Origin of the sequence: Halohasta salina (assembly GCF_024178165.1) — an archaeon.
Lineage (GTDB): Archaea > Halobacteriota > Halobacteria > Halobacteriales > Haloferacaceae > Halohasta > Halohasta salina.
Genome location: NZ_JAMZIE010000002.1, coordinates 149202 through 169728 on the forward strand (window position 1 = coordinate 149202; position 20527 = coordinate 169728).

The window sequence follows — 20527 nt, forward strand, 5'->3', positions numbered from 1 at the left end:
CATCGGTGTAGGTATGACCACTGCTGACGCACCGGAGCGCTCGGAGCCGGCGACCGATCCCTCCGAGGTCGACGACTGGCTGGACCTGATCGACTACCTCACCGGCGAGGCTGCGGCCCGCAATCAGGCGCTCGAATGCGAACTCCAAGAAGTGAGCGTCGACGTGCCGATGAGTATGCGCGAGGACGCGAAAACGGCCAACTGGCGGTTCGACGGCGGCCTGACGATGAGCGTCGGCGAGGTCCGCGTTCCGTTACGGGACTGGATGCAGTACTGGGAACGACGCTCCGACTAGCCCTCACTCCGTTTCGACCGATTCGAGTTCGGCCGCGATCGGTTCGTCGTCGGTCCCCACCTCGGCGAGGTCGTCGACATCTAGATTCGTCAGTAGCTCCTCGATGTCGTCCAAGCCGAGCATCTCGCGGGTCTCCGGATCGAACTCGCGGCTTTCGAGTTCGTGGCCATCGGTCGGGATGTCGCCGCCGGTGAGCTGGCCGCCGTACCGACCCACCAGCGAGGTGAGTTCCTGCGGAAGGATGAACGTCGACGAGTCGCCCTGACCGATGGATTCGAGGGTTTCCATGCCGCGTTCGATGATGGCGCGCTCGCCCATCGCTTCGGCGGATTTCGCGCGCAGGACCGTCGAGATGGCCTCGCCCTGTGCTTCGAGGATCTGGCTCTGTTTTTCACCTTGGGCGCGGATGATGTTGGACTGTTTGTCACCCTCGGCCTTCTCGACTGCCGAGCGACGCTGGCCCTGTGCTTCGAGGATCATCGCGCGTCGACGGCGCTCGGCGGAGGTCTGTTCCTCCATCGCGCGCTTGACGTCTTGGGAGGGGCTCACTTCGCGGACCTCGACTGCCTCGACACGGATCCCCCACTCGTCGGTCGGCTCGTCCAACTCTCGGCGGATCCGGCTGTTGATCCGATCCCGCCGCGAGAGGGTGTCGTCGAGTTCCAGATCGCCGATCACCGCACGCAAGGTTGTCTGGGCGAGGTTCGAGATCGCGTTCTCGTAGTCGTCGACCTCCAGAAACGCCTTCTTGGCGTCCATGATCCGGTAGTAGACGACGGCGTCGGCCCGAACTGGGGAGTTATCTTGCGTGATCGCCTCCTGTGGGTCGACGTCGATGATGCGGGTCCGCATGTCGAACCGGTAGGTCCGGGAGACGAACGGCGGCACCAGCTGCAGTCCGGGTTCGAGTAGCTTGCGGTACTCGCCGAAGACGGTCAGCGCGCGCTTCTCGTAGGCGTCGACGAACTCGACGGCGCTGGCGAGGGTGACGCCGGCGACGACCAGCGCCAACAGTCCGACGGCGAAGATCGGCGAGAGGCCCGCAAACAACAGGATGCCAACGATCCCGGCGGCGAAGACGGCGAGGGTCGTCCAGACGATGTCCGGAATCCGCGGCACGTTCCCGCCGATACTGGGTCCCGTGTTCATAGCTACTGTTCGGACCGTGCACACTTACGACTATCCCTCACCCCGATCGGAGCCATTGTTCGGTATCCGCGTGTTTTTGCCCGGTCGACCCTATCGTCGACCGTGTTCAGTCTCAACGTCCCTGTTCCGGGGGCCGTCGCCCGGGTGGCCGCCGAGCTTCACCCCCAACTCGTCGGCTTCGATTCCCGCCGTGAGCAGCACACGCTTGTGGTCAAGCGGTTCGACGAGTCGACGCTCCGGGCCAGCCAGCCCGAATTGCAGTTGGCGACCCTCCAGCAGCAACTTCCACAGAAGCTGACCGGGACCCCGGCATTTGAGGCTGCAGTCCGAGAGATCGACTTCTTCGCCGAGCCAGCCCGCGGCGAGGGGCCGGTCGTCTATCTGGCCGTCGAGAGCCCCGGCCTGCGGGAGCTTCACGAGGAGTTAGTCGACGCCTACGAGGCGATCGAGGGGTTGGAAGGCGTCGACTACGTGCCGCACGTGACCCTCGCGCGTGGGGGATCGGTGGTCGATGCCGAGCGGGTGGCTGGGGAAATTGAAGGGGTTTCTTGGGCCGTTTCCGAACTCGTGATCTGGGATTCACGGTACCGTGAGGCGGTCTCGCGCTACTCGCTTCCGGCCTAACGCAACCGGATCTCACACACAGATTGTACTCTTTCGCAACTAGTTTATTTACTGTAATACGATAGGTAGTATATGGCTGGAAGGAAACTAAACGTCGGTCGCCGCGACCGGATCGCACGAGCGATCCTCACACCGGTTGTCTTAGTCGGTGTGTTCTGGCTCTACAATTCGGCTCCCCGCGACCCGCTCACGCTAGCGGGCATCGGTGTGTTAGCTATGGTTGCTCTCATTCTCGGAACTGGTGCCCTGACCGGTACCTGCGGGGTCTATGCAGCCCTCGGCATCGATACCTGTAGCTGCGAAGACGAGTATAGCGGCGGCAATACGTGGGGCTGACGAACCGGTCAGTCGGCCTCTGATTTCGGCGTCGGATCCGACTCGTTATCCGGCGTCACGGTGTCTTCCTCCAGATCGGAATTCAATTCCAAGAGGGTTTTTGCACTCGCCTTTCCCGGCGTCTTTTCGGTGATCTTGAAATCCGTCGCCGGGCGGAGTAGCCCCCAAAACGCACCAATCGCATGAAGTGTCACAGCGAGGGGAGTCAAGATAAGGAACACCGGCCACACCTCGGGGTATTTCCGGTATTCCATCAGCCCGGAAATCATGTAGACAAACAGCATGCTAAACAGAGCAAGCGAGGCGATTTGGTAGAGGCCGTGTTGGGGCACCAGTTCCGGGTATAGAAACGCCAGTACGGACAACACCGGGATCACCGGCGACAGCGTCCACGTGATGATTCGGGCGAACTGCAGCGGGAGATACCGCCGTGGGAGCCGATACATGTCCCGTAGCGTCCCCGACATCCATCGCCGTCGCTGGTTGAACATCTCCCGAATCGAGGGCGGGGCTTGGTTTCTGAACCGCCGGTTCAGCAGTCGGTATTCGAAGCGGCCGCCCTGCTGGTCGACGTGCTTGGCGGCTCGCCAGATGTAGGTCGTGTCCTCGGTGATCGTCGGCACGTCCCAGGTCACCTCGTTTTCGAGGTCGTGACGAACCGCAACCGCACCACCCCACGCATACAGTGGGTAGGCCATGCGGTGGAACGCACGCTGTTCGCGCTGGTAGCCGACCCGAAACACTTCACAGAGATAGACCCACCACGAGCCGGTTTGCAGCGGGTGTTCGGAGATCTGAATCAGATCGGCCGCCGGGAGCCCCTCGAAGTTGACCAGAATGCTATCCTCGTCGAGATAGAGGATGTACTCCTGGTCGCAGTCGACGTGCCGTCTGGCCCACTCGATAGCCCGGCCCTTCTTTTGGGCTGCACATTCGAAGGACTCGGGGACGACGTGGACGTCCGCGCCGTCGATCTCCATCTCGGCCTCGGCGATCACCTTCGTTTCGGCGATCCCGGCGGGGACCGAGTTCACAGTCACCTGGACGGTCGACGGCGAGTTGTAGGTCAGGATCCGCACTTGGATGTTGTCGAGGCCGATTTCGGTCTCGTCGTCGGCCCGCCAGTTGTACGCGAGCACTGTCACTTCAAGGAGCCACCAGAACGACGAAAAGCCATACAACAGGAGTATCAGCCAAAACACGAGCGCAATCGCTATCCCGACGGGTGAGGCTATCATCGACAGCCCTCACCCACAATCATCGTTCCTCTTGCAGTGGATTCCGTTCCCATTACTTGTCCGTAGTAGCAGATTCGTTGTCTGCCATTTCAAACTACTGTCTAAAGAAGTATGATAGATTCCCTGCGTGACAGTACGGTCTGTGGTAGACTACAGCATGCCAGTGGATAGTAAATCACTCAAACTAACAACATTCCGGCAACATCGCCAAGCGCCTTCGTCGACCTACCGCTCCCGAAGCCGCATCGCAACCGGTTCCTCGGGATGCATCGTCAGCGAGCCGCGAAGGCTGAGATCATCGGAGCCGAGATACTCCATCGTGTACTCTTGGGCCACGATCGACAGAATAACGGTCGCCTCTAACATTGAGAACTGCTTGCCGATACAGTGTCGTGGGCCGCCGCCGAAGGGGAAGAAGGCGAACCGGGGGCGCTCGCTGCTCCGTGCTGACTCCCAGCGATCCGGGTCGAACGTCTCGGGGTCGTCGTACCACCGCGGCGACCGGTGGACGACCCACTGCGGGAGCATGAGCCCCGAGCCAGCGGGCAGTTGGTAGCCGCCGAACTCGGCGTCGACCGCTGCCTCCCGGAACAGCGTATACACCGGCGGATACAGCCGCATCGCTTCGTTGAGCACGTTGGTGGTGTAGGAGAGCCGTCGACTGTCGGCAGCCGTCGGCCTGTCGCCGCCGAGGACGGCATCGAGTTCCGCGTGGAGGCGTTCTTCGACCTCGGGATGCTGGGAGAGCAGATACCACGTATACGTGAGCGTGAGCGCGGTGGTGTCGTGGCCCGCCAGCAGCATCGTCATCATCTCGTCGCGAATGTCGCCGTCGGTCACCTCGCCGTGGCGCTGGGCCCGCAGCAGGATCGACAGCAGGTCCATCGGCTCGTCGCCGTCGCCCCCTTCGGTCCCGCGGCGTTCGGCGACGATGTCGTCGATGATCGCCTCCAAGGCGTCGACCGCGGCGCGAAACTCCCGGTTCTTCTTCGTCGGGGCCCAGTCGGGAACGAGTCGACCGAACGGATCCGGCTCGAACCGTCGTCCGAGCGGTTCGAGGTGGGTCTGGATCGCCTCGACCCGCTCGGGATCGATGTCGGTGCCGAACATCGCCGAGACGATGATCCGCACCGTGAGGCGGGCCACCTCGACGTGGACGTCGACCCGGTCGCCGTCGTTCCAGTCGGCCACCATGGCCTCGGTGTGGTCGACCATCATGTCGGCGAGGGAGTTGATTCGGCCGCTGTGAAACGCGGGGTTGGCGCGCTGGCGCTTGTCCTGCCACGCCGCCCCCTCGCTGGTCAACAGCCCCTCGCCGAGCAGTCGGTCGACCGCGTCGTCGCCCAGATCCCGTTTGGGGAACGACGACGCCTCCGCGACGAGCACGCGCTCGATATCGCGGGGGTTGGTCAGCATGTAGAGCGGTTGGGGGCCGAGATCGATCCCGATGACGTCGCCGTAGGCGTCGGCGCAGGCATCCATGAACGCAAAGGGGTCGTCGGCGAACCGGTTGCTGTTGCCGAACACGGGCACCCCCTTGGGGCCGGGTGGCTGGGGTCGCATTGGCTACAGTAGGGCGCTCACCGACCTAAGGGTTCGGCCGCCGGCTCAAATCTCGTCGTTGGGATCGTGTTCGGCAGCCATTTTCTGGGCTTCGGCGGCGAACCGCTCGCGGTCGCGCTCGTCGACCGCGCTGAGTTCGTCGGCGTCGGCCTCGATGGCGGCGGTCATGGGGCCGCGCCGACGGAGCAGCGTCATCGACAGCTGCTTGCGGAGCTGCCGGCTGCCGTCGGGAGTCGCATACGTAAACGAAACGAGGTTCCGGTCGTCGTAGGCTCGCTCGACGAGCCACAGCCGTGTCATAGCCTCCCTTCGGCCTCCAGCCCGTTGTGGGTGTCGATACCGCGATGTATGTCGGTTCGTTTCGGGCTGCTGTCGGATGGTCGTCGGTAGGGGCAAGCTACTTCTCCCTCACAGCGAAATGGCTGTACACACGTTGTCCAATCGTTCCCCGGTTCCAGCCCCATGTCCTCTAGGGTAGCCCTCCACGCGCTGCTGACCGGACTGCTAGTCGTCCTGCTGGCGGTCTGTCTGAGCGCCGGCAGTGTCGCCGGCCAACAGTCGACCCCCGGGTTGGTCGTCGAACAGCACGGCTCGGGGGTCGCCCTCGAAAACGAATCCGAGACCTACCTCTGGCAGTACAGCCCCTACGCCGTGACGGTCACGTTCTCCGCCGATAACGACGAGACTCACACGGTCTGTCTCTCGGAGGTCGACGACGGGACGGTCGAGGAGCCGCTGGGCTGTCAGTGGACCGCCGTCGACGCTGACGAGCCGACAAGCGTCACCCTCTCCCGGCCGGAGTGGCCCGAGAACATCACCGGCGAGACGACGCTGGCTGTCGAGATCTACTCCGGCCGGACCACCAACGGCGAACCCACCGACCGTGCACACCTCCCGGTGTACATCATCGAAAAGGACGGCGACCTCGCGGGCAACGGGCTGACGAACGAACGCGAGATCGAACTCGGCACCCACCCCGCCCGCGCCGACACCGACGACGACGGCATCACCGACGGGATCGAGGTCATGCTGGGCACCGGTCCGCGGAACCCCGCGACACCCTACTGGATCGCGGCCGTTACGATCGGCTCGATCGTGGTCGGCGTCGTCGGCCTCATGCTCGTAGCGGGCCGGTTCGTGATGGCACTCGAAGCACTCGGCCTCCGATCCGACCACGAGGACGCCGACGAGCCGGTCGACCCGACAGCCGACCGGTCATTCGAGCCACCGATCCGGGACGAAGAGCGGGTCCGTCGGCTGCTATCGGCCCACGATGGCCGGCTCAAACAGTCTCAGATCGTCGAGGCCACCGAGTGGTCGAAATCGAAGGTCAGCCGGCTGCTCTCGTCGATGGAGGACGACGACCGGATCACCCGTATTCGACTGGGTCGTGAGAACCTCGTCTGTCTCCGCGGCCACGAACCGCCGGATATCAACCCCTCGTGGACCGACGACAACGATACCGAATAATCTGCCCGCCACCCGTGCCGGCGGTCGACGGCCGGCTCAGCCACCCGACGCCGACCGCTGTCGATAGGCCCGGTCGAGCAGTTCGTACCAGTCGGTCGCGAGTTCGAGGAACGGCTCGTCGGTGTAGTCTTCCGGTGGGGCCGATGTGGGGTCGTCGAGTTCGTCTCTGACCTGCTCGAATTCGTCTCTGGCGGCTCCCAGTTCCCGCACCGACCGCTTCCGTAGCTTGTGGGCTCCTTTGGAAGTCACGAGACCGGCAAACATCCGCTCGAGGAGCGTGAGCTGCCACGCCTGCTGGTCGTATTTCACTTGGAGTTCGTCCATGTAGACCTCAAGTTCTTCCATCACCTCGCCGAGATCCTCGTGGTGACGTCTCGCCTTCTCGAGTTCCGAGGGGGCGCTGGCGTAGAGCGTCCGCTTGTCGGTCGAATCGATGTAGCTGTAGACCCGGTGGATGAACCGCTGGATCCGCGCGAGATCGCCGATCCGGTCGTCGTAGGTTCGGTACTCCCGGACGCGCTCGCGGTCGGCCTCGGTGTTGGCGTAGTCGCGGGCGTCCTCCCAGAGGATCTCGCCGGCTCGATCGAGATACGCCCGTGCGTTGTTCGTCTCCACATCGGTACTCGGGTAGACGTGAAGAAACGTCGCGTCCTCGATATCGACCGCCCCGGCATACTCAGCCAGCCCGCGGCGATACTGGCGTTCGGCGCGCGCGAGCGCACGCTCCAGCTCGATCGCGTCGTCCGGCGATCCCTCGTCTTCGCTCCCCCCGTCTTCGCTTCCGTCGTCGGACGCTTCCTCGGTCGGCTCCGGTTCGGTATTCGATACCGAGCCGCCGGTCGACTGCTCACCGTCGGGATCGGTGTCCGCCTCCGAATCGGCGTCGGCCTCCGAGTCGCCCTCAAAGAACCCGAGACATCCGGCGACAGCTACCGTCCCGCCTACCGCGAGGTATTTCCGACGGTCCATACTAGGTACGTGTATTACAAATATAAAAGAATCAATGTTACTATCGGATAGTTAGTCGGTTCATACTGCTATCCACGGGCGCTGTCGCTACTCGGTCAGTGTCGGTAAGTTTGCGAGGGAAGAACGCTCCAAGAGCGGTCTTCCGCACTGTTGCCAGTGCGAGGGGAGGGATTTGAACCCACGGACCTCTACAGGAGCGGAGCTTGAATCCGCCGCCGTTTCCGGGCTTGGCTACCCTCGCACGCAGTGCCAATCGTCCTGCGGGTCCTCATCCGGTTTCTGTGACCGCCGTTAATAAAGACTTCGTGGTCGACTCGTCGGTGACATCCAGCGATCAGACCCATTAGCGCACAGGGACGCCGATACCAGTCGGAGGCTTCGTGGTTACCACGCATCGCGGAGGACGTGGTACGGAAAGATAAGCAGCGAAATACAGACCGCGAGAGCAAGGATGCTCCCCGTGACGACCAGCGAGTAGTCGCCGGAGAGATGGACGACCGCAGCCAAGATTAGCAGCACCAAGACACTGTGTGATCCATGATAGTATTTATCAATTCGAAGGGATGGATCTATTTGCCCCGACCCCTCGATACTCCGCGTGTCCTGTTGTGACTCGTCTGTGGTATCGTCAGTCACGACGGTGTCCAGTAGACACGACCGGGTAGTAAAACTGCGCCACCAACAATAGAGGGGTATTGAACGGGTTAGGGCAGTTCGCCGTCGACGATCCCCGCGTCGGTGATCTCGAAGGTCGTCTGTTCGCCGGCGGCTTTCGACCGGTGTTTTTCGAGTGTGGCCCGGCGGTTGCCGCCGCGGAACCGGTCGAGTCTGAGGACGACGCCTGTCCAGTGTTCCAGCGTGTGGCCGCCGAGGGCGCGCGTCCGGTCGCTGTCGGGGTCGGTGAACACCTGATTGGTGACGACGACCGCGATGTCGTGTTTTCGCGCCAGCGACAGCAGTTGGGTGACCTGTCGAGCCACGGCTCGGAGGGAGTCGCCGCCCTGTTCGTCCTCGCCGCGCTGGAGCCGGTAGAAGCCCGTCGCGCTATCCAGCACGATGAGGTCGACCTGCTCGGCGAACTCCGCGGCGTCCCTGACGGCTTCCTGCTGTTCGTCGAAGTCGACGGCATCGGTGATGATGAGCCGTGAGGCGACCGTCTCGACGGGTTCGCCGGCACTCGTCTCGATCAGCTGGCGAAACCGGTCGACCGACAGTCCTTCAGTATCGATATAGAGGGCCTGCCCGCCGTCGGCGGCGACACCGACTGCCGCCGAGAGCGCGACGTTGGTTTTGCCCGCCGCCGGCGGGCCGTAGAGCTGGGAGACGGTCCCGCGCTCGAAGCCGCCGCCCAACAGCTCGTCGAGTGCCCCACAGCCGGTCGAAACTGGCTCGCTCACAGTCGGCCAGTCGACTGGTCGGCGCAAAAGCCCCTCGGTCTCGGGCAGTCGGAGGGGTCGTCCCACCAACTGCCAGCGGGCACGACAGGCTCGGCAATCCCGCCGATGGTGAGTGGTCGACGACGGACCATTCGGGCAGCCCTAACGGTGGTCGACGACCGACTCTTCGGGCAATTGTAACTCGTGGTGCTGACTGGTACGTTCGGCCGCAAATAGACTGATACGGTCCGCGAGCGAAGCCGGAACGCATGACCGAAGAAACACTGCTGTCGATCGAGGGATCCCATGACAGGACAACGATTGCATCGTACTTCCACCAGTTCGCCGAACAGCTCGAAGCCGACGGCTCGGTCACGTTCAGCACGGACAAAAACGAGGTGAGCCTGTCGGTCCCCGAGACCGCGGAGTTCGAACTCGAAGTCGAAAGCGAAACCGAAGAGGAGGGAACCGAGTACGAGGTCGAGTTCGAGATCGAGTGGTCGACCGAGGAAGAAGAGACCGCCGAGGAGGCGGTTCTCGAAATCGGCGGTGAAACTGAACACGAACAAGAGACGATCGACGAGTCGGTCGACGAACCCGAAGGCGGCCAAGAGCCCGCAGCCAGCGACGAGGCCGAAGCCCACAACGAGGAAGGCGAGGCCGGCAGTGACGCGGAGATGGAGCCACCGGACCCGCCGGAGGGCCGGAGCGAAGTCGACGCCGCCGAAGACGACGAGAGTAGTCAGGCGACGGACGAACACCAGTAGGCAGTGCCTAACACGAGTTAGTATCCGTCTTCGAGCGCCGCTTCCGCCCGGCGCATAAGTTCGCCGATCGGTCGACCCGTCTCGGCCGCGACCGCGGCCGCGTCGTCGTATTCGGCGCTCACATCGTAGACCTCGCCGTCGGTCGTGCTGGCTACTTTCACGTCGATGGCGTAGTTGGTGCCATCGACCGTGAGGTCGACTGTCTCGATCCGTCGATCGGCGGTCCAGCGGTGGCCCGCGCCGTGTTCGCGGACGCCCAGCGTTCCGGTCTCCAGCGCCAGCCGATGGGCGACGCGCTCGGCGTCCTCGGGCTTACAGATTACTTTGACGAGGTGGCCCGGTCTGGATTTCTTCATCGTCGCCGGGAGGATCGACACGTCACGGGCACCCGCGTCGGCCAGCGTCTCCTGGAGCCCGCCGAGCAGTTCCGGCGGGGCGTCGTCGAGGTTCGTCTCCAAAACCGTGATCGACTCCCGGTCGAGCCGCTGGCCGTCGTCACCGACAGTCGACCGGAGGACGTTGGGATAGCTCTCGAAGGAGCGGTCGCCAGCCCCGTAGCCCGAGGCCGTGACCGACAGCGCCGGCAGCGTGTCGACGCCGGTGGCGATCTCGGCGAGGATCGCCGCCCCGGTCGGGGTCAAGAGTTCGGCCTCGATCGGCCCGCCCCGGATCGGCCAGTCGGCCGTCTCGGCGATCTCGACGACCGCCGGCGCGGGGATCGGGTAGGTGCCGTGGCCCATCGCCTGCTGGCCGCCGCCGACCGATACCGGCGTGGTGACGATCCGGTCGACGTCGAGATCCGCAACGAGCAGCGCCGCCCCGACGATGTCGGCGATGGCGTCGTCCGCACCGACCTCATGGAAGTGGATCTCCTCGAGGGATTCGCCGTGGACTGCCGCCTCGGCCTCCCCGAGTCGCCGAAACGCCCCGAGGGCAGTGGTTTCGACCGCCTCGGGGAGGCCCATCCCCTCGACGATGTCGACGACCGTCTCGTAGTTCCGGTGGGGGCCGCGCCCCTCCGCCTTCCGGTCGTGATTATGATCATGGTCGTGATCGTGAGTATGACCCTGATCGTCGTCGTTGTCGACCGTCCCGTCTGCGGCCTCTCTCCCGTCACCACCGTCGTCGGTGACGACGACGTCGACCGTTGTCGCGGCGATCCCGTTTGTTATTGTCTCCTCGACTACGTACTCGACGGGGAGGGCGGACTCGACGGGATCGAGCGCCGATCGGTCGGCACCGGCCGCCAACAGCGCGCCGAGAATCATATCGCCACTGGCACCCAGTCGGCCGTCGAACGCGAGCGTTCGCATAGGTAGCGTTCGCCCCGCCAGTCAAAAACGAGTCCGATTTCGGGTCCTGATTCTTTAGTATGCAGTGACTACTCTCGGTCGACGATCGCTCCGAGACGCGATCCCTCGACCGGGGGAGCAGACGCCCATCGTGAGAAACATACACAAACCGAAACTAGTAACCGTTCGTATCGTGGGGCTTTTTTAACTCGTCTTGCCAACTTCGGGGCATGAGAAACGCGAAAATCGTCTGTACACTCGGTCCAGCGTCGAGCGACACCGAGACTATTCGTTCGCTCGCCGAGGCCGGGATGTCTGTCGCCCGTCTCAATGCCAGCCACGGCTCGACCGAGCACCGCGCGACGGTGATCGACCGCATTCGTGAGGTCGACGCCGAACTGACCGAGCCGCTGGCGGCCATGGTCGACCTCAAGGGACCGGAGGTCCGAACCGCCGAGATCGACTCGCCGGTCATGCTGGAGACCGGCTCGGAGGTCGTCTTCGCCGAGGGCGACACCTCGACGCCGGAGTTCGTTGGCCTGACCGTCTCGATCGCCGAGTGCGAGCCCGGTGACACCATCCTGCTCGACGACGGTCGCATCGAGGCCACCGTCGAGCGCGTCGACGGCGAGGAAGTCGTCGCCGAGATCATCTCCGGCGGCAAGCTCCAGAGCCGCAAAGGCGTCAACATCCCCGGCGTCGACCTCGATATCGAACTCATCACCGAGGCCGACCGCGCGGAACTCCAGCTTGCGGCCGACAAGGGCGCGGACTTCGTCGCGGCCTCGTTCGTCCGGGACGCCGAGGACGTCTACAAGATCGTCGACAAGCTCGACGAGTTCGGCGGCGGCGAGATCCCCGTCATCGCCAAGATCGAACGCGCCGGTGCGGTCGAGAACCTCAAAGAGATCGTCAGCGCCGCCGACGGCGTGATGGTCGCCCGCGGCGACCTCGGCGTCGAGTGCCCGCTGGAAGACGTCCCGGTCATCCAGAAACGCATCATCAAAACGAGTGTCGACGCCGGCGTCCCCGTCATCACGGCGACGGAGATGCTCGACTCGATGGTCCACTCCCGGCGGCCGACCCGCGCGGAGGCCTCCGACGTGGCCAACGCCGTCCTCGACGGCACCGACGCCGTCATGCTCTCCGGGGAGACCGCTATCGGCGACCATCCGGTTCGGGTCGTCGAGACGATGGCCAATATCGTCGAAGGTGTCGAGGAGACCGACGAGTACGCCGAGAGCATCGAACAGCGCGTGCCGACGGCCACCGACCAGTCGCGGACCGAGGCACTGGCACGGTCGGCACGCTATCTGGCCCGCGACATCGGGGCCTCCGCGGTGGTCGCCGCCAGCGAGTCCGGCTACACCGCCCGGAAGACCGCCAAGTTCCGCCCACAGGTCCCGATCCTCGCCACGACACCCAACGACAGAGTGCGCCGCGAGCTGGCACTCGTCTGGGGAGTTATTCCGCGGTACTGCGAGTACAAGGAGAACGTCGAGACGATCCTCGAAGGGAGCGTACAGAAGGCGATCGACGCCGGAGCCGCCGAGAGCGGCGACACCGTCGTTGCCATCTCCGGCATGATGTCGAACCTCGAACGGTCACAGACGACCAACATGCTGAAGGTCCACGTCGCCGCCGAACAGATCGCCACCGGCAAGCAGATCGTCGGCGGCCGGGTGGCCGGGCCACTGGCCCGGCTCGACGACGGCGACCTCTCGGCGGTCACCGAGGGAGCGATCGTCTCGCTGCCGACCGACTTCGACGGCGAGTTCACCGGCGACATCGAGAAGATCGGCGGTATCGTCGACAGCCGCGAGGGGATGACCGGCTACCCGGCAGTTGTCGCCCGCGAACTCGGGATCCCGATGCTCAGCGGCGCGACGATACCCGAGCGGATCGACGAGGGTGAAACAATCAGCGTCGACGCCGAACGCGGGATCGTCTTCGAAGGGGACGTCCGCCGAACACCCAGACGGTAGGCCTATGTGTGCGGCGACCCTGTCTCCGGTATGAGTCAGGGCCCCGAATCCCAGTCGGACGACGACCACGAGTGGCGGTTCGGCATCGACGACGTCGGCCCCGAGGCCGAGGTCGACGAACCGGAGCCCGATCCTATCGAACCCGAGCCGATCTCGGTGGAACACGCCGTCTTCGTCGGCCTCGGGATCGCACTCACCGTCGGGCTCATCGCGACCGCTCTCTAGCTGCCACCGCATCCCCGGCATGCAAGCGTTAAACGGATCGAACACCTACAGGTGGTTATGCTCCAGTTGGACCTCGTGAGCCCGGAGACACTCCCCCTGTTGCTCGTGACGGCCGGGCTGTTGATCTCGCTGGTCGAGGCGCTGGCCCCCGGAGCGAACTTCATCGTCGTCGGGATCGGCCTGCTGGGTGCTGGCCTCGCTGGCCTGCTTTTGAGCCCACTGATCGTCCTCAATCCCTTCGTCCTCGGACTGCTGGTCCTGCTGTTCGGCGGGATCGGCTTCTACCTGTACAACGAGTTCGACTTCTACGGCGGGAAGGGCCAACAGCAGACGCGTGACTCCGGGGCGCTGCAGGGCAAAACCGGTCGGGTCACCGAACGGGTCACCCCATCGGGTGGTGAGGTCAAACTCCAAGGTGGTGGCTTCAACCCCTACTACTCGGCCCGCGCGCTCGACACCGAGATCCCCGAAGGCACCGACGTGATGGTCGTCGACCCCGGAGGAGGGAACGTCGTCACCGTCGAGGCGCTGTCGATCATCGAAGACGACATCGACCGTGAGTTGGCCCGCGGCCGCGCCGAGGCCGAGTCGCCGCCCCAACAGGACGAATCGGCCGCCGAAGAGTTCATCGAACGCCAGCCCGACGCCGCAGAACGCGAGCGCGAACGGTAGCTGTTCGTATTTATATTTATCTCTACGTGTCTGAATGAAATACTGAAGCCAACCCTTATGCCCCTGTCAGTCCAAAAACTGGTATGGAACCACTCGTACTACAGGGCGCGCTGACGTTCACGGCCGTCGGGCTGCTGTTCCTGTTTTTCGCCATTATCGTGGTCTGGCAGACCGTCGAGATCGTCGACGCCTACGAGAAGGAGGCGTTGACCGTCTTCGGGGAGTACCGCAAACTGCTCGAACCGGGGTTCAACATCATCCCGCCGTTCGTCTCCCGGACCTATCCGTTCGACATGCGAACCCAGACGCTGGACGTGCCGCGGCAGGAGGCGATCACCCGTGACAACTCCCCTGTCACGGCCGACGCGGTCGTCTACATCAAGGTCATGGACGCCAAGAAGGCCTTCCTCGAGGTCGACGACTACAAGAAGGCGGTCTCGAACCTCGCCCAGACTACCTTGCGGGCCGTGCTGGGTGACATGGAACTCGACGATACGCTGAACAAGCGCCAGCAGATCAACTCGAAGATCCGGACCGAACTCGACGAACCCACCGACGAGTGGGGGATCCGTGTCGAGAGCGTCGAAGTACGGGAGGTCAACCCCTCGAAGGACGTCCAGCAGGCGATGGAACAACAGACCTCCGCCGAGCGCCGTCGACGCGCGATGATCCTCGAAGCCCAAGGTGAACGGCGCAGTGCCGTCGAGAAGGCCGAAGGTGACAAACAGTCCAACATCATCCGCGCCCAGGGTGAAAAACAGAGCCAGATCCTCGAAGCACAGGGGGATGCGATTTCGACCGTGCTGCGCGCGAAATCCGCCGAGGCGATGGGCGAGCGCGCCATCATCGAACGCGGCATGGAAACCCTCGAATCCATCGGTCAGGGCGACTCGTCGACGTTCATCCTCCCGCAGGAACTCACCTCGCTGGTGGGTCGGTACGGCAAGACGCTCACCGGCAGCGACGTCCAGGAATCCGAAAGGCTCGAAGGAAAAGAGTTCGACGAGGAGAGCCGGAAGATGCTCGGTCTCGACGACATCGACGAGATTCTCGGCGAGATCGATCAGGCCGCCGAGATGGACATCGAACAGCTCGAACAGGAGGCCGAACAGGTCAAAGCCGGCGACGCGAACATCAAGGGTGCCGAGGAGGTCATCGACGAGGAGACGCTCACCGAATCCGAGCCCTCGGCCGACGGCGGCCGCGAACGCGAGACCGAGACCGAACAGTAGTCGGTCACTACCGGTCGCCACTCGCTGCCTGTCGGTATGTACACCGACAGTAGTCGGCCGAAAACACGACAGTAGCCGGCCCCTACCAGCCCGTCAGAACGAATTAGGGTCGAAGTACTTTTAGTGTGGATGTCGCCTACGGACGGGTAATGGGAGATCCGGTCGACGAACGAAAACGGACGACACTTCGGCGGTTCGCCGCCCTCGGCGCGACCGCCCCGTTCGCCGGCCTCGCCAGCGGTGCCGAGGGAAGCGGCGAGGAGTCGGCCTCCCGCAGCGAGGTCCCCGACGCGATCCGGGGGTATCTGTCGACCACACCCGGCGCACACTTCTCGAAACTCCGGGACGATCTCAAGCTCGGAACGGGCGAGACCCAACACCACCTTCGGGCGTTGATCGATGCGGAGGCCGTCGAGGCCCGCCGGGACGGCGAGTACCGACGGTTCTTCCCGGCCGGGCAGTTCTCCGAGTTCGAGCGGACCGCTCTCGGCTACCTTCGGCGGGAGACCCCCCGCCGCATGGTGATCGAACTGCTCGAATCGCCAGCGGAGACGGGAAGCGAACTCGCCGATCGACTGTCGGTCTCCCGGGCGACCGTCAGCACCTACGCGGGCGACCTCGAAGCCGCCGGCCTGCTGGACCGCTCGGAGCAGTACGTCGTCGCCGAACCCGAGACCGTGCTGATGCTGTTGCTCAGGTATGCGAACTCCTTCGGCCCGGATGCCGTCGACTTCGCCGCGAGAGCCGACGACCTCATCCGGGTCGACCGCGCCTGACTACTCGTCGTCGGGCGCAGCCGAGAGGTCGACGTCGGCTTCGGAGGCGTCTGTCACGTTCTCCCGTGGGATCACGTCGAGACAGGCGACCCGGTCGCCGTCGTCGAGTTCCATGACGATGACACCCATCGTGTTGCGGCCGACGATCGAGATCCCCTCGACAGGCGTGCGCATGATCTGGCCGGCCTCGCTCATTACCAGCAGGTGGTCGCCCGGGCCGACTGTCTCCATCGCACAGACGTCGCCGTTCCGACCCGCCGTCTTGATGTCGATGAGCCCCTTGCCGTTGCGGGACTGCACCCGATAGTCCTCGATATCCGAGCGCTTGCCGTAGCCGTGTTCGGTGACGGTCAGCACCCAACTGTGCCGGTCGACGTCGACGCCGGCGACGCCCGCGACCGTGTCGTCGTCCTGAAGATCGATCCCCCGGACCCCCCGGGCGCTGCGGCCCATCGCCCGCACGTCGTCTTCGTCGAAGCGGATGGTCATCCCGCCGGCGGTGGCGACGACGAGCGTCCGGTCGCCGTCGGTGACTTCGACGTCGACCAACTTGTCGCCGTCTTCGAGTCGGATCGCGCGAATCCCAGTCGACCGGATGTTCTGGAACTCGTCGACCGAGGTGCGTTTGATGTAGCCGTCCCGTGTCACCATCGTCAGGAAGCGGTCGCCGTCGATCTCCTCGCTTGCGATGTCGTCCATGTTGACGACCGCGGTCAGTTCTTCCTCGTCGTCGAGATCGAGCAGGTTGACCGCCGACTTGCCGCGGGCCGTCCGGCTCATCTCGGGGATCTGGAACCCCCGAAGCGTGTAGATCTGGCCGTGGTTGGTAAAACACAGCAGGTAGTCGTGGGTGTTGGCCACGAACACCGACGACACCGCATCTCCCTCCTTGAGATCGGTGCCAATGATCCCTTTGCCACCGCGGTTTTGCGCGCTGAACGTCGACAGCGGCATGCGCTTGATGTAGTCGTCGTCGGACATGACGATCACCGACTCCTCCTCGGGGATCAGGTCCTCGTGGGCGACGGTGCCGGTGTCCTCGACGATCGAGGTCCGACGGTCGTCGGCGTACTCGTCCTTGATGTCGAGGAGTTCGTCTTCGATGACGCCGAGCAGTTCCGACTCGTTTTCGAGGATCTCGGTCAACCGCTCGATGCGGGCCTGTACCTTCTCGTACTCGGCTTCGATCTCCTGGGCCTCCATCGAGGTCAGCGAGCCGAGTTGCATGGCGACGATGTGGTCGACCTGATCGGCCGAGAAGCCGAACTGCTCGCGGAGGGCAGCCTTGGCGGCGTCGCGGTCCGCGGCGTCTTGGATCGTCTCGACGACCGCGTCGACGTTATCGAGGGCGGTCAACCGCCCCTCAAGGATGTGGGCCCGGTCTTCGGCCTCGTCGAGTTCGAACTGCGAGCGCCGCCGGACGACCTCCCGGCGGTGGTCGAGGTAGTGTTTAATCGTCTCCCGGAGGGTGAGCACCTGCGGCGAGCCATCGACCAAGGCGAGATTGATGACGCCGAAGGTGCGTTCGAGATGGCTTTCGAGGAGTTGGTTTTTGACCACGTCGACCATCGCATCCCGCTTGAGATCGATGACGACCCGAATCCCGTCGCGGTCGGACTCGTCCCGCAAGTCCCGGATCCCCTCTAGTTTGCCCTCGTTGACATCGTCGGCGATGCGCTCGACGAGTCGGGATTTGTTTTCCTGGAAGGGGAGTTCGGTGATGACGATCCGACCGTCCTCCTCGTGGGTCTCGAACTCGGCCCGTACCCGGACCCGCCCCCGGCCGGTCTTGTAGGCGCTGTGGATCCCCCCGCGGCCGACGATGTTCGCGCCGGTCGGGAAGTCCGGGCCCTTGACGTGGTCCATCAGGTCCTCGACGGTCGCTTCGGGGTTGTTGATCAGATGAACCGTGGCGTCGACTACTTCGCCGAGGTTGTGCGGTGGGATGTTGGTCGACATTCCGACGGCGATCCCGGAAGAGCCGTTGACCAGCAGGTTGGGGAACGCCGACGGCAGGACCTCGGGTTCTTCGAGGCGGTCGTCGTAGTTCGCACTGAAGTCGACGGTATCGGCCTCGATGTCGGCGAGCAACTCCTCGGCCATCGGGGCCATCCGGGCCTCCGTGTACCGCATGGCGGCCGGCGGATCGCCGTCAACAGATCCAAAATTCCCCTGCCCGTCGACGAGCGGGTAGCGCATCGAAAAGTCTTGGGCCATCCGGGCGAGGGTGTCGTAGATCGCGCTGTCGCCGTGGGGGTGGTAGTCACCCATCGTCTCGCCGACGATCGAGGAACTCTTGCGGTGGGTCGACCCCGAGGAGACCCCTGCCTCGTGCATGGCATAGAGGATCCGGCGGTGGACGGGCTTGAGGCCGTCACGAACGTCGGGCAGTGCGCGGCCGGCGATGACCGACATGGCGTAGTCGATATACGACTGCTCCATCTCGTCTTCGATCCGGGCGGTGTCGATACGGGCGGCTGCAACGTCGGGTTCGTCGGGTATGTCTGCGCTCATATATCAACCCATTCGGCTTCGGTGGCGTGTTCCTTGATGAACTGCTTCCGCGGTTCGACCGCATCCCCCATCAGAATCGAGAACATCCGGTCAGCGGCGGCGGCGTCCTCGATTGTGATCCGCTTGAGAATGCGGTTGTCGGGATCCATCGTCGTCTCCCACAACTGGTCGGGGTTCATCTCGCCGAGTCCCTTGAACCGCTGGACCTGCGTGGGGTTGCCGTTACATTTCTCGGCGACGATCTCGTCGCGTTCGGCCTCGGTCATCGCGTCGTAGGTGTTGCCACGGTACCGCACGCGGTACAGCGGCGGCTGGGCCGCATACACGTAGCCCGCCTCGATCAGCGGCTTCATGTGGCGGTACAGCAGGGTCAGCAACAGGGTCCGGATGTGCGCGCCGTCGACGTCGGCGTCGGTCATCAGGATGATCTTGTGGTAGCGGGCCTCGTCGATGTCGAACTCCTCGCCGATACCAGCGCCGATCGCGGTGATCAGCGCCCGGATCTCGTCGTTTTCGAGAATCCGGTCGAGCCGGTGTTTCTCGACGTTGAGGATCTTGCCCTTGAGCGGGAGGATCGCCTGATTGTGGCGGTCCCGTCCCTGTTTCGCCGAGCCGCCCGCCGAATCACCCTCGACGACGAACAGCTCGCTGTCGGTGGGATCGCGAGTCTGACAGTCGGCGAGCTTGCCCGGTAGGGCGGTGGATTCGAGGGCGCTCTTCCGGCGGGTGAGCTCCTCGGCCTTCTTGGCGGCCTTCCGGGCGCGAGCGGCCTCGGCGGCCTTGTCGACGACCGCTTTTCCGGTGTCGGGGTGTTCTTCGAGGTAGGTCCTGAGGTGTTGGTGGGTCGCACTTTCGACGATCCCCCGGACTTCGCTGTTGCCGAGTTTGGTCTTGGTCTGGCCTTCGAACTGCGGGTCCGGGTGTTTGATCGAGATGACTGCCGTCAGTCCCTCGCGGACGTCCTCGCCTTTGAGGTTCTCGTCGAGATCCGAGACGAGGTCGCGATCGTCGGCGTAATCGTTGACCACGCGGGTCAGTGCCGTCTTGAACCCGGTGAGGTGGGTCCCGCCCTCGCGGGTGTTGATGTTGTTGGCGAAGGCGTGGATCGACCCCTGTAGCTCGTCGGTCGCTTGAATGGCGATCTCGACCTGAATGTCGTCGGCCTCGTCGTCGAAGTAGATGACGTCCTCGTGGATCGGTGTCCGGGTCTCGTTGAGGTAGCCGACGAACTCCCGGATCCCGCCCTCGTAGCGGAACTGCTCGCTCTCGTCGGAGCGCTCGTCGACGAGTTCGATGGCGACCCCGGAGTTGAGGAACGCGAGTTCCCGGAGCCGGTTGGCCAACGTCGAGTAGGTGAAATCGATCGTCTCGAAGATCTCGTCGTCGGGCCAAAACCGGATCGTCGACCCGGTCTCCTCGTCGGCCTCCAGCGGTCGGACGCGCTCGAATGCCGACTCGTCGGGTTCGCCGTGGTCGAAGCGGTGAGTCCAGAGGTGGCCGTCACGCTTGACCTCGACGGCCAGTTCCTTCGAGAGCGCGTTGACCACCGACACGCCGACGCCGTGTAGCCCGCCGGAGACCTGGTAGGACTTGTTGTCGAACTTGCCGCCGGCGTGGAGCACCGTCATGATGACTTCGACGGCGGGGCGGTCGTACTGTTCGTGTGTGTCGACCGGGATCCCACGGCCGTCATCCGAGACCGACACCGAGCCGTCGTCGTGGATCGTCACCTCGATGTGGTCACAGTAGCCGGCCAACGCCTCGTCGATAGCGTTGTCGACGACCTCGTAGACGAGATGGTGGAGTCCGCGGCCGTCGGTCGACCCGATATACATCGCCGGGCGTTTCCGGACGGCCTCGAGGCCTTCGAGAACCTGTATCTGTCCGGCCCCGTATTCGTTTTCGCCTGACATAGAACTAAACTCTCCTAGTCGTTCCCGTGGCATAAAGGCCTCGCACGCGCGGGCGCGGTATCAATACAGGGTTTCGGACGGGCGAACAAAAGTTTCGAGATCGACAACGTGTGTTTGCTCGCTACGGCTGG

The 20527-nt window shown here is 64.0% G+C and carries 20 protein-coding genes and 1 tRNA gene; 10 read left to right on the top strand and 11 right to left on the bottom strand.

Annotated features, from left to right (window positions below; all coding sequences use genetic code 11):
* The first annotated feature begins 13 nt into the window (after positions 1 to 13).
* Entirely contained in the window at positions 14 to 295 is a 282-nt protein-coding gene (locus NKJ34_RS04760) for a hypothetical protein (protein ID WP_253737132.1), read from the top strand.
* 3 nt (positions 296 to 298) lie between these two features.
* On the opposite strand, the gene NKJ34_RS04765 is transcribed toward NKJ34_RS04760, so the two are convergent.
* On the bottom strand, positions 299 to 1444 hold the full coding sequence (locus NKJ34_RS04765; RefSeq protein WP_253737133.1) for an SPFH domain-containing protein: 1146 nt from the start codon (positions 1442 to 1444) through the stop codon (positions 299 to 301).
* A 102-nt stretch (positions 1445 to 1546) separates the two neighbouring features.
* Between NKJ34_RS04765 and NKJ34_RS04770 the strand changes: the two genes are divergently transcribed.
* Together NKJ34_RS04770 and NKJ34_RS04775 are read left to right on the top strand one after the other, a co-directional pair.
* Entirely contained in the window at positions 1547 to 2068 is a 522-nt protein-coding gene (locus NKJ34_RS04770) for a 2'-5' RNA ligase family protein (RefSeq protein ID WP_253737134.1), read from the top strand.
* 72 nt (positions 2069 to 2140) lie between these two features.
* Positions 2141 to 2404 (top strand): YgaP family membrane protein, encoded by a 264-nt coding sequence (locus NKJ34_RS04775; protein WP_253737135.1) that lies wholly within the window; start codon positions 2141 to 2143, stop codon positions 2402 to 2404.
* Positions 2405 to 2412: 8 nt separating this feature from the next.
* Here NKJ34_RS04775 and NKJ34_RS04780 read toward each other — a convergent pair whose 3' ends face one another.
* From NKJ34_RS04780 to NKJ34_RS04790, 3 genes are all read right to left on the bottom strand, one after another.
* On the bottom strand, positions 2413 to 3642 hold the full coding sequence (locus NKJ34_RS04780; protein WP_253737136.1) for a glycosyltransferase family 2 protein: 1230 nt from the start codon (positions 3640 to 3642) through the stop codon (positions 2413 to 2415).
* 225 nt (positions 3643 to 3867) lie between these two features.
* Positions 3868 to 5205, bottom strand: coding sequence for a cytochrome P450 (locus NKJ34_RS04785; RefSeq protein WP_253737137.1), 1338 nt, complete (start codon positions 5203 to 5205; stop codon positions 3868 to 3870).
* Between the two features lie 45 nt (positions 5206 to 5250).
* A complete protein-coding gene (locus NKJ34_RS04790; RefSeq protein WP_253737138.1) occupies positions 5251 to 5505 on the bottom strand; it encodes a DUF7967 family protein in 255 nt (84 codons plus the stop codon).
* A 162-nt stretch (positions 5506 to 5667) separates the two neighbouring features.
* On the opposite strand from NKJ34_RS04790, the gene NKJ34_RS04795 reads away from it, so the two are divergent.
* On the top strand, positions 5668 to 6675 hold the full coding sequence (locus tag NKJ34_RS04795) for a helix-turn-helix transcriptional regulator (protein ID WP_253737139.1): 1008 nt from the start codon (positions 5668 to 5670) through the stop codon (positions 6673 to 6675).
* Positions 6676 to 6711: 36 nt separating this feature from the next.
* Here NKJ34_RS04795 and NKJ34_RS04800 read toward each other — a convergent pair whose 3' ends face one another.
* The 4 genes from NKJ34_RS04800 to radB all read right to left on the bottom strand — a co-directional run bounded on the left by NKJ34_RS04800 (position 6712) and on the right by radB (position 9041).
* Positions 6712 to 7644 (bottom strand): hypothetical protein, encoded by a 933-nt coding sequence (locus tag NKJ34_RS04800; protein WP_253737140.1) that lies wholly within the window; start codon positions 7642 to 7644, stop codon positions 6712 to 6714.
* 157 nt (positions 7645 to 7801) lie between these two features.
* Positions 7802 to 7885: transfer RNA gene (locus tag NKJ34_RS04805), tRNA-Leu, on the bottom strand.
* Between the two features lie 143 nt (positions 7886 to 8028).
* On the bottom strand, positions 8029 to 8166 hold the full coding sequence (locus NKJ34_RS04810; RefSeq protein ID WP_253737141.1) for a hypothetical protein: 138 nt from the start codon (positions 8164 to 8166) through the stop codon (positions 8029 to 8031).
* 182 nt (positions 8167 to 8348) lie between these two features.
* On the bottom strand, positions 8349 to 9041 hold the full coding sequence (gene radB / locus NKJ34_RS04815) for a DNA repair and recombination protein RadB (RefSeq protein WP_253737142.1): 693 nt from the start codon (positions 9039 to 9041) through the stop codon (positions 8349 to 8351).
* A gap of 248 nt (positions 9042 to 9289) precedes the next feature.
* On the opposite strand from radB, the gene NKJ34_RS04820 reads away from it, so the two are divergent.
* Positions 9290 to 9787, top strand: coding sequence for an amphi-Trp domain-containing protein (locus NKJ34_RS04820; RefSeq protein ID WP_253737143.1), 498 nt, complete (start codon positions 9290 to 9292; stop codon positions 9785 to 9787).
* Positions 9788 to 9804: 17 nt separating this feature from the next.
* On the opposite strand, the gene larC is transcribed toward NKJ34_RS04820, so the two are convergent.
* Complete coding sequence (gene larC, locus NKJ34_RS04825) at positions 9805 to 11100, bottom strand: nickel pincer cofactor biosynthesis protein LarC (protein WP_253737144.1); 1296 nt, start codon at positions 11098 to 11100, stop codon at positions 9805 to 9807.
* A gap of 209 nt (positions 11101 to 11309) precedes the next feature.
* Here larC and pyk point away from each other — a divergent pair, with 209 nt between their 5' ends.
* From pyk to NKJ34_RS04850, 5 genes are all read left to right on the top strand, one after another.
* Positions 11310 to 13064 carry a pyruvate kinase gene (gene pyk / locus NKJ34_RS04830; protein ID WP_253737145.1) on the top strand — a complete coding sequence of 585 codons (1755 nt, stop codon included), beginning with the start codon at positions 11310 to 11312 and terminating at the stop codon, positions 13062 to 13064.
* 30 nt (positions 13065 to 13094) lie between these two features.
* On the top strand, positions 13095 to 13289 hold the full coding sequence (locus NKJ34_RS04835; RefSeq protein ID WP_253737146.1) for a DUF7312 domain-containing protein: 195 nt from the start codon (positions 13095 to 13097) through the stop codon (positions 13287 to 13289).
* Between the two features lie 57 nt (positions 13290 to 13346).
* Entirely contained in the window at positions 13347 to 13961 is a 615-nt protein-coding gene (locus NKJ34_RS04840) for an NfeD family protein (protein WP_253737147.1), read from the top strand.
* A gap of 83 nt (positions 13962 to 14044) precedes the next feature.
* Complete coding sequence (locus NKJ34_RS04845) at positions 14045 to 15193, top strand: SPFH domain-containing protein (RefSeq protein WP_253737148.1); 1149 nt, start codon at positions 14045 to 14047, stop codon at positions 15191 to 15193.
* A 149-nt stretch (positions 15194 to 15342) separates the two neighbouring features.
* Entirely contained in the window at positions 15343 to 15969 is a 627-nt protein-coding gene (locus NKJ34_RS04850; RefSeq protein WP_253737149.1) for a winged helix-turn-helix transcriptional regulator, read from the top strand.
* On the opposite strand, the gene gyrA is transcribed toward NKJ34_RS04850, so the two are convergent.
* Together gyrA and gyrB are read right to left on the bottom strand one after the other, a co-directional pair.
* Complete coding sequence (gyrA, locus tag NKJ34_RS04855) at positions 15970 to 18483, bottom strand: DNA gyrase subunit A (protein WP_253737150.1); 2514 nt, start codon at positions 18481 to 18483, stop codon at positions 15970 to 15972.
* The gene (gene gyrB / locus NKJ34_RS04860; protein WP_253737151.1) at positions 18480 to 20396 is read right to left on the bottom strand and encodes a DNA topoisomerase (ATP-hydrolyzing) subunit B; all 1917 of its coding nucleotides are present in this window, start codon (positions 20394 to 20396) and stop codon (positions 18480 to 18482) included. The genes gyrA and gyrB overlap by 4 nt, the downstream gene beginning before the upstream one ends.
* Positions 20397 to 20527 lie beyond the last annotated feature (131 nt).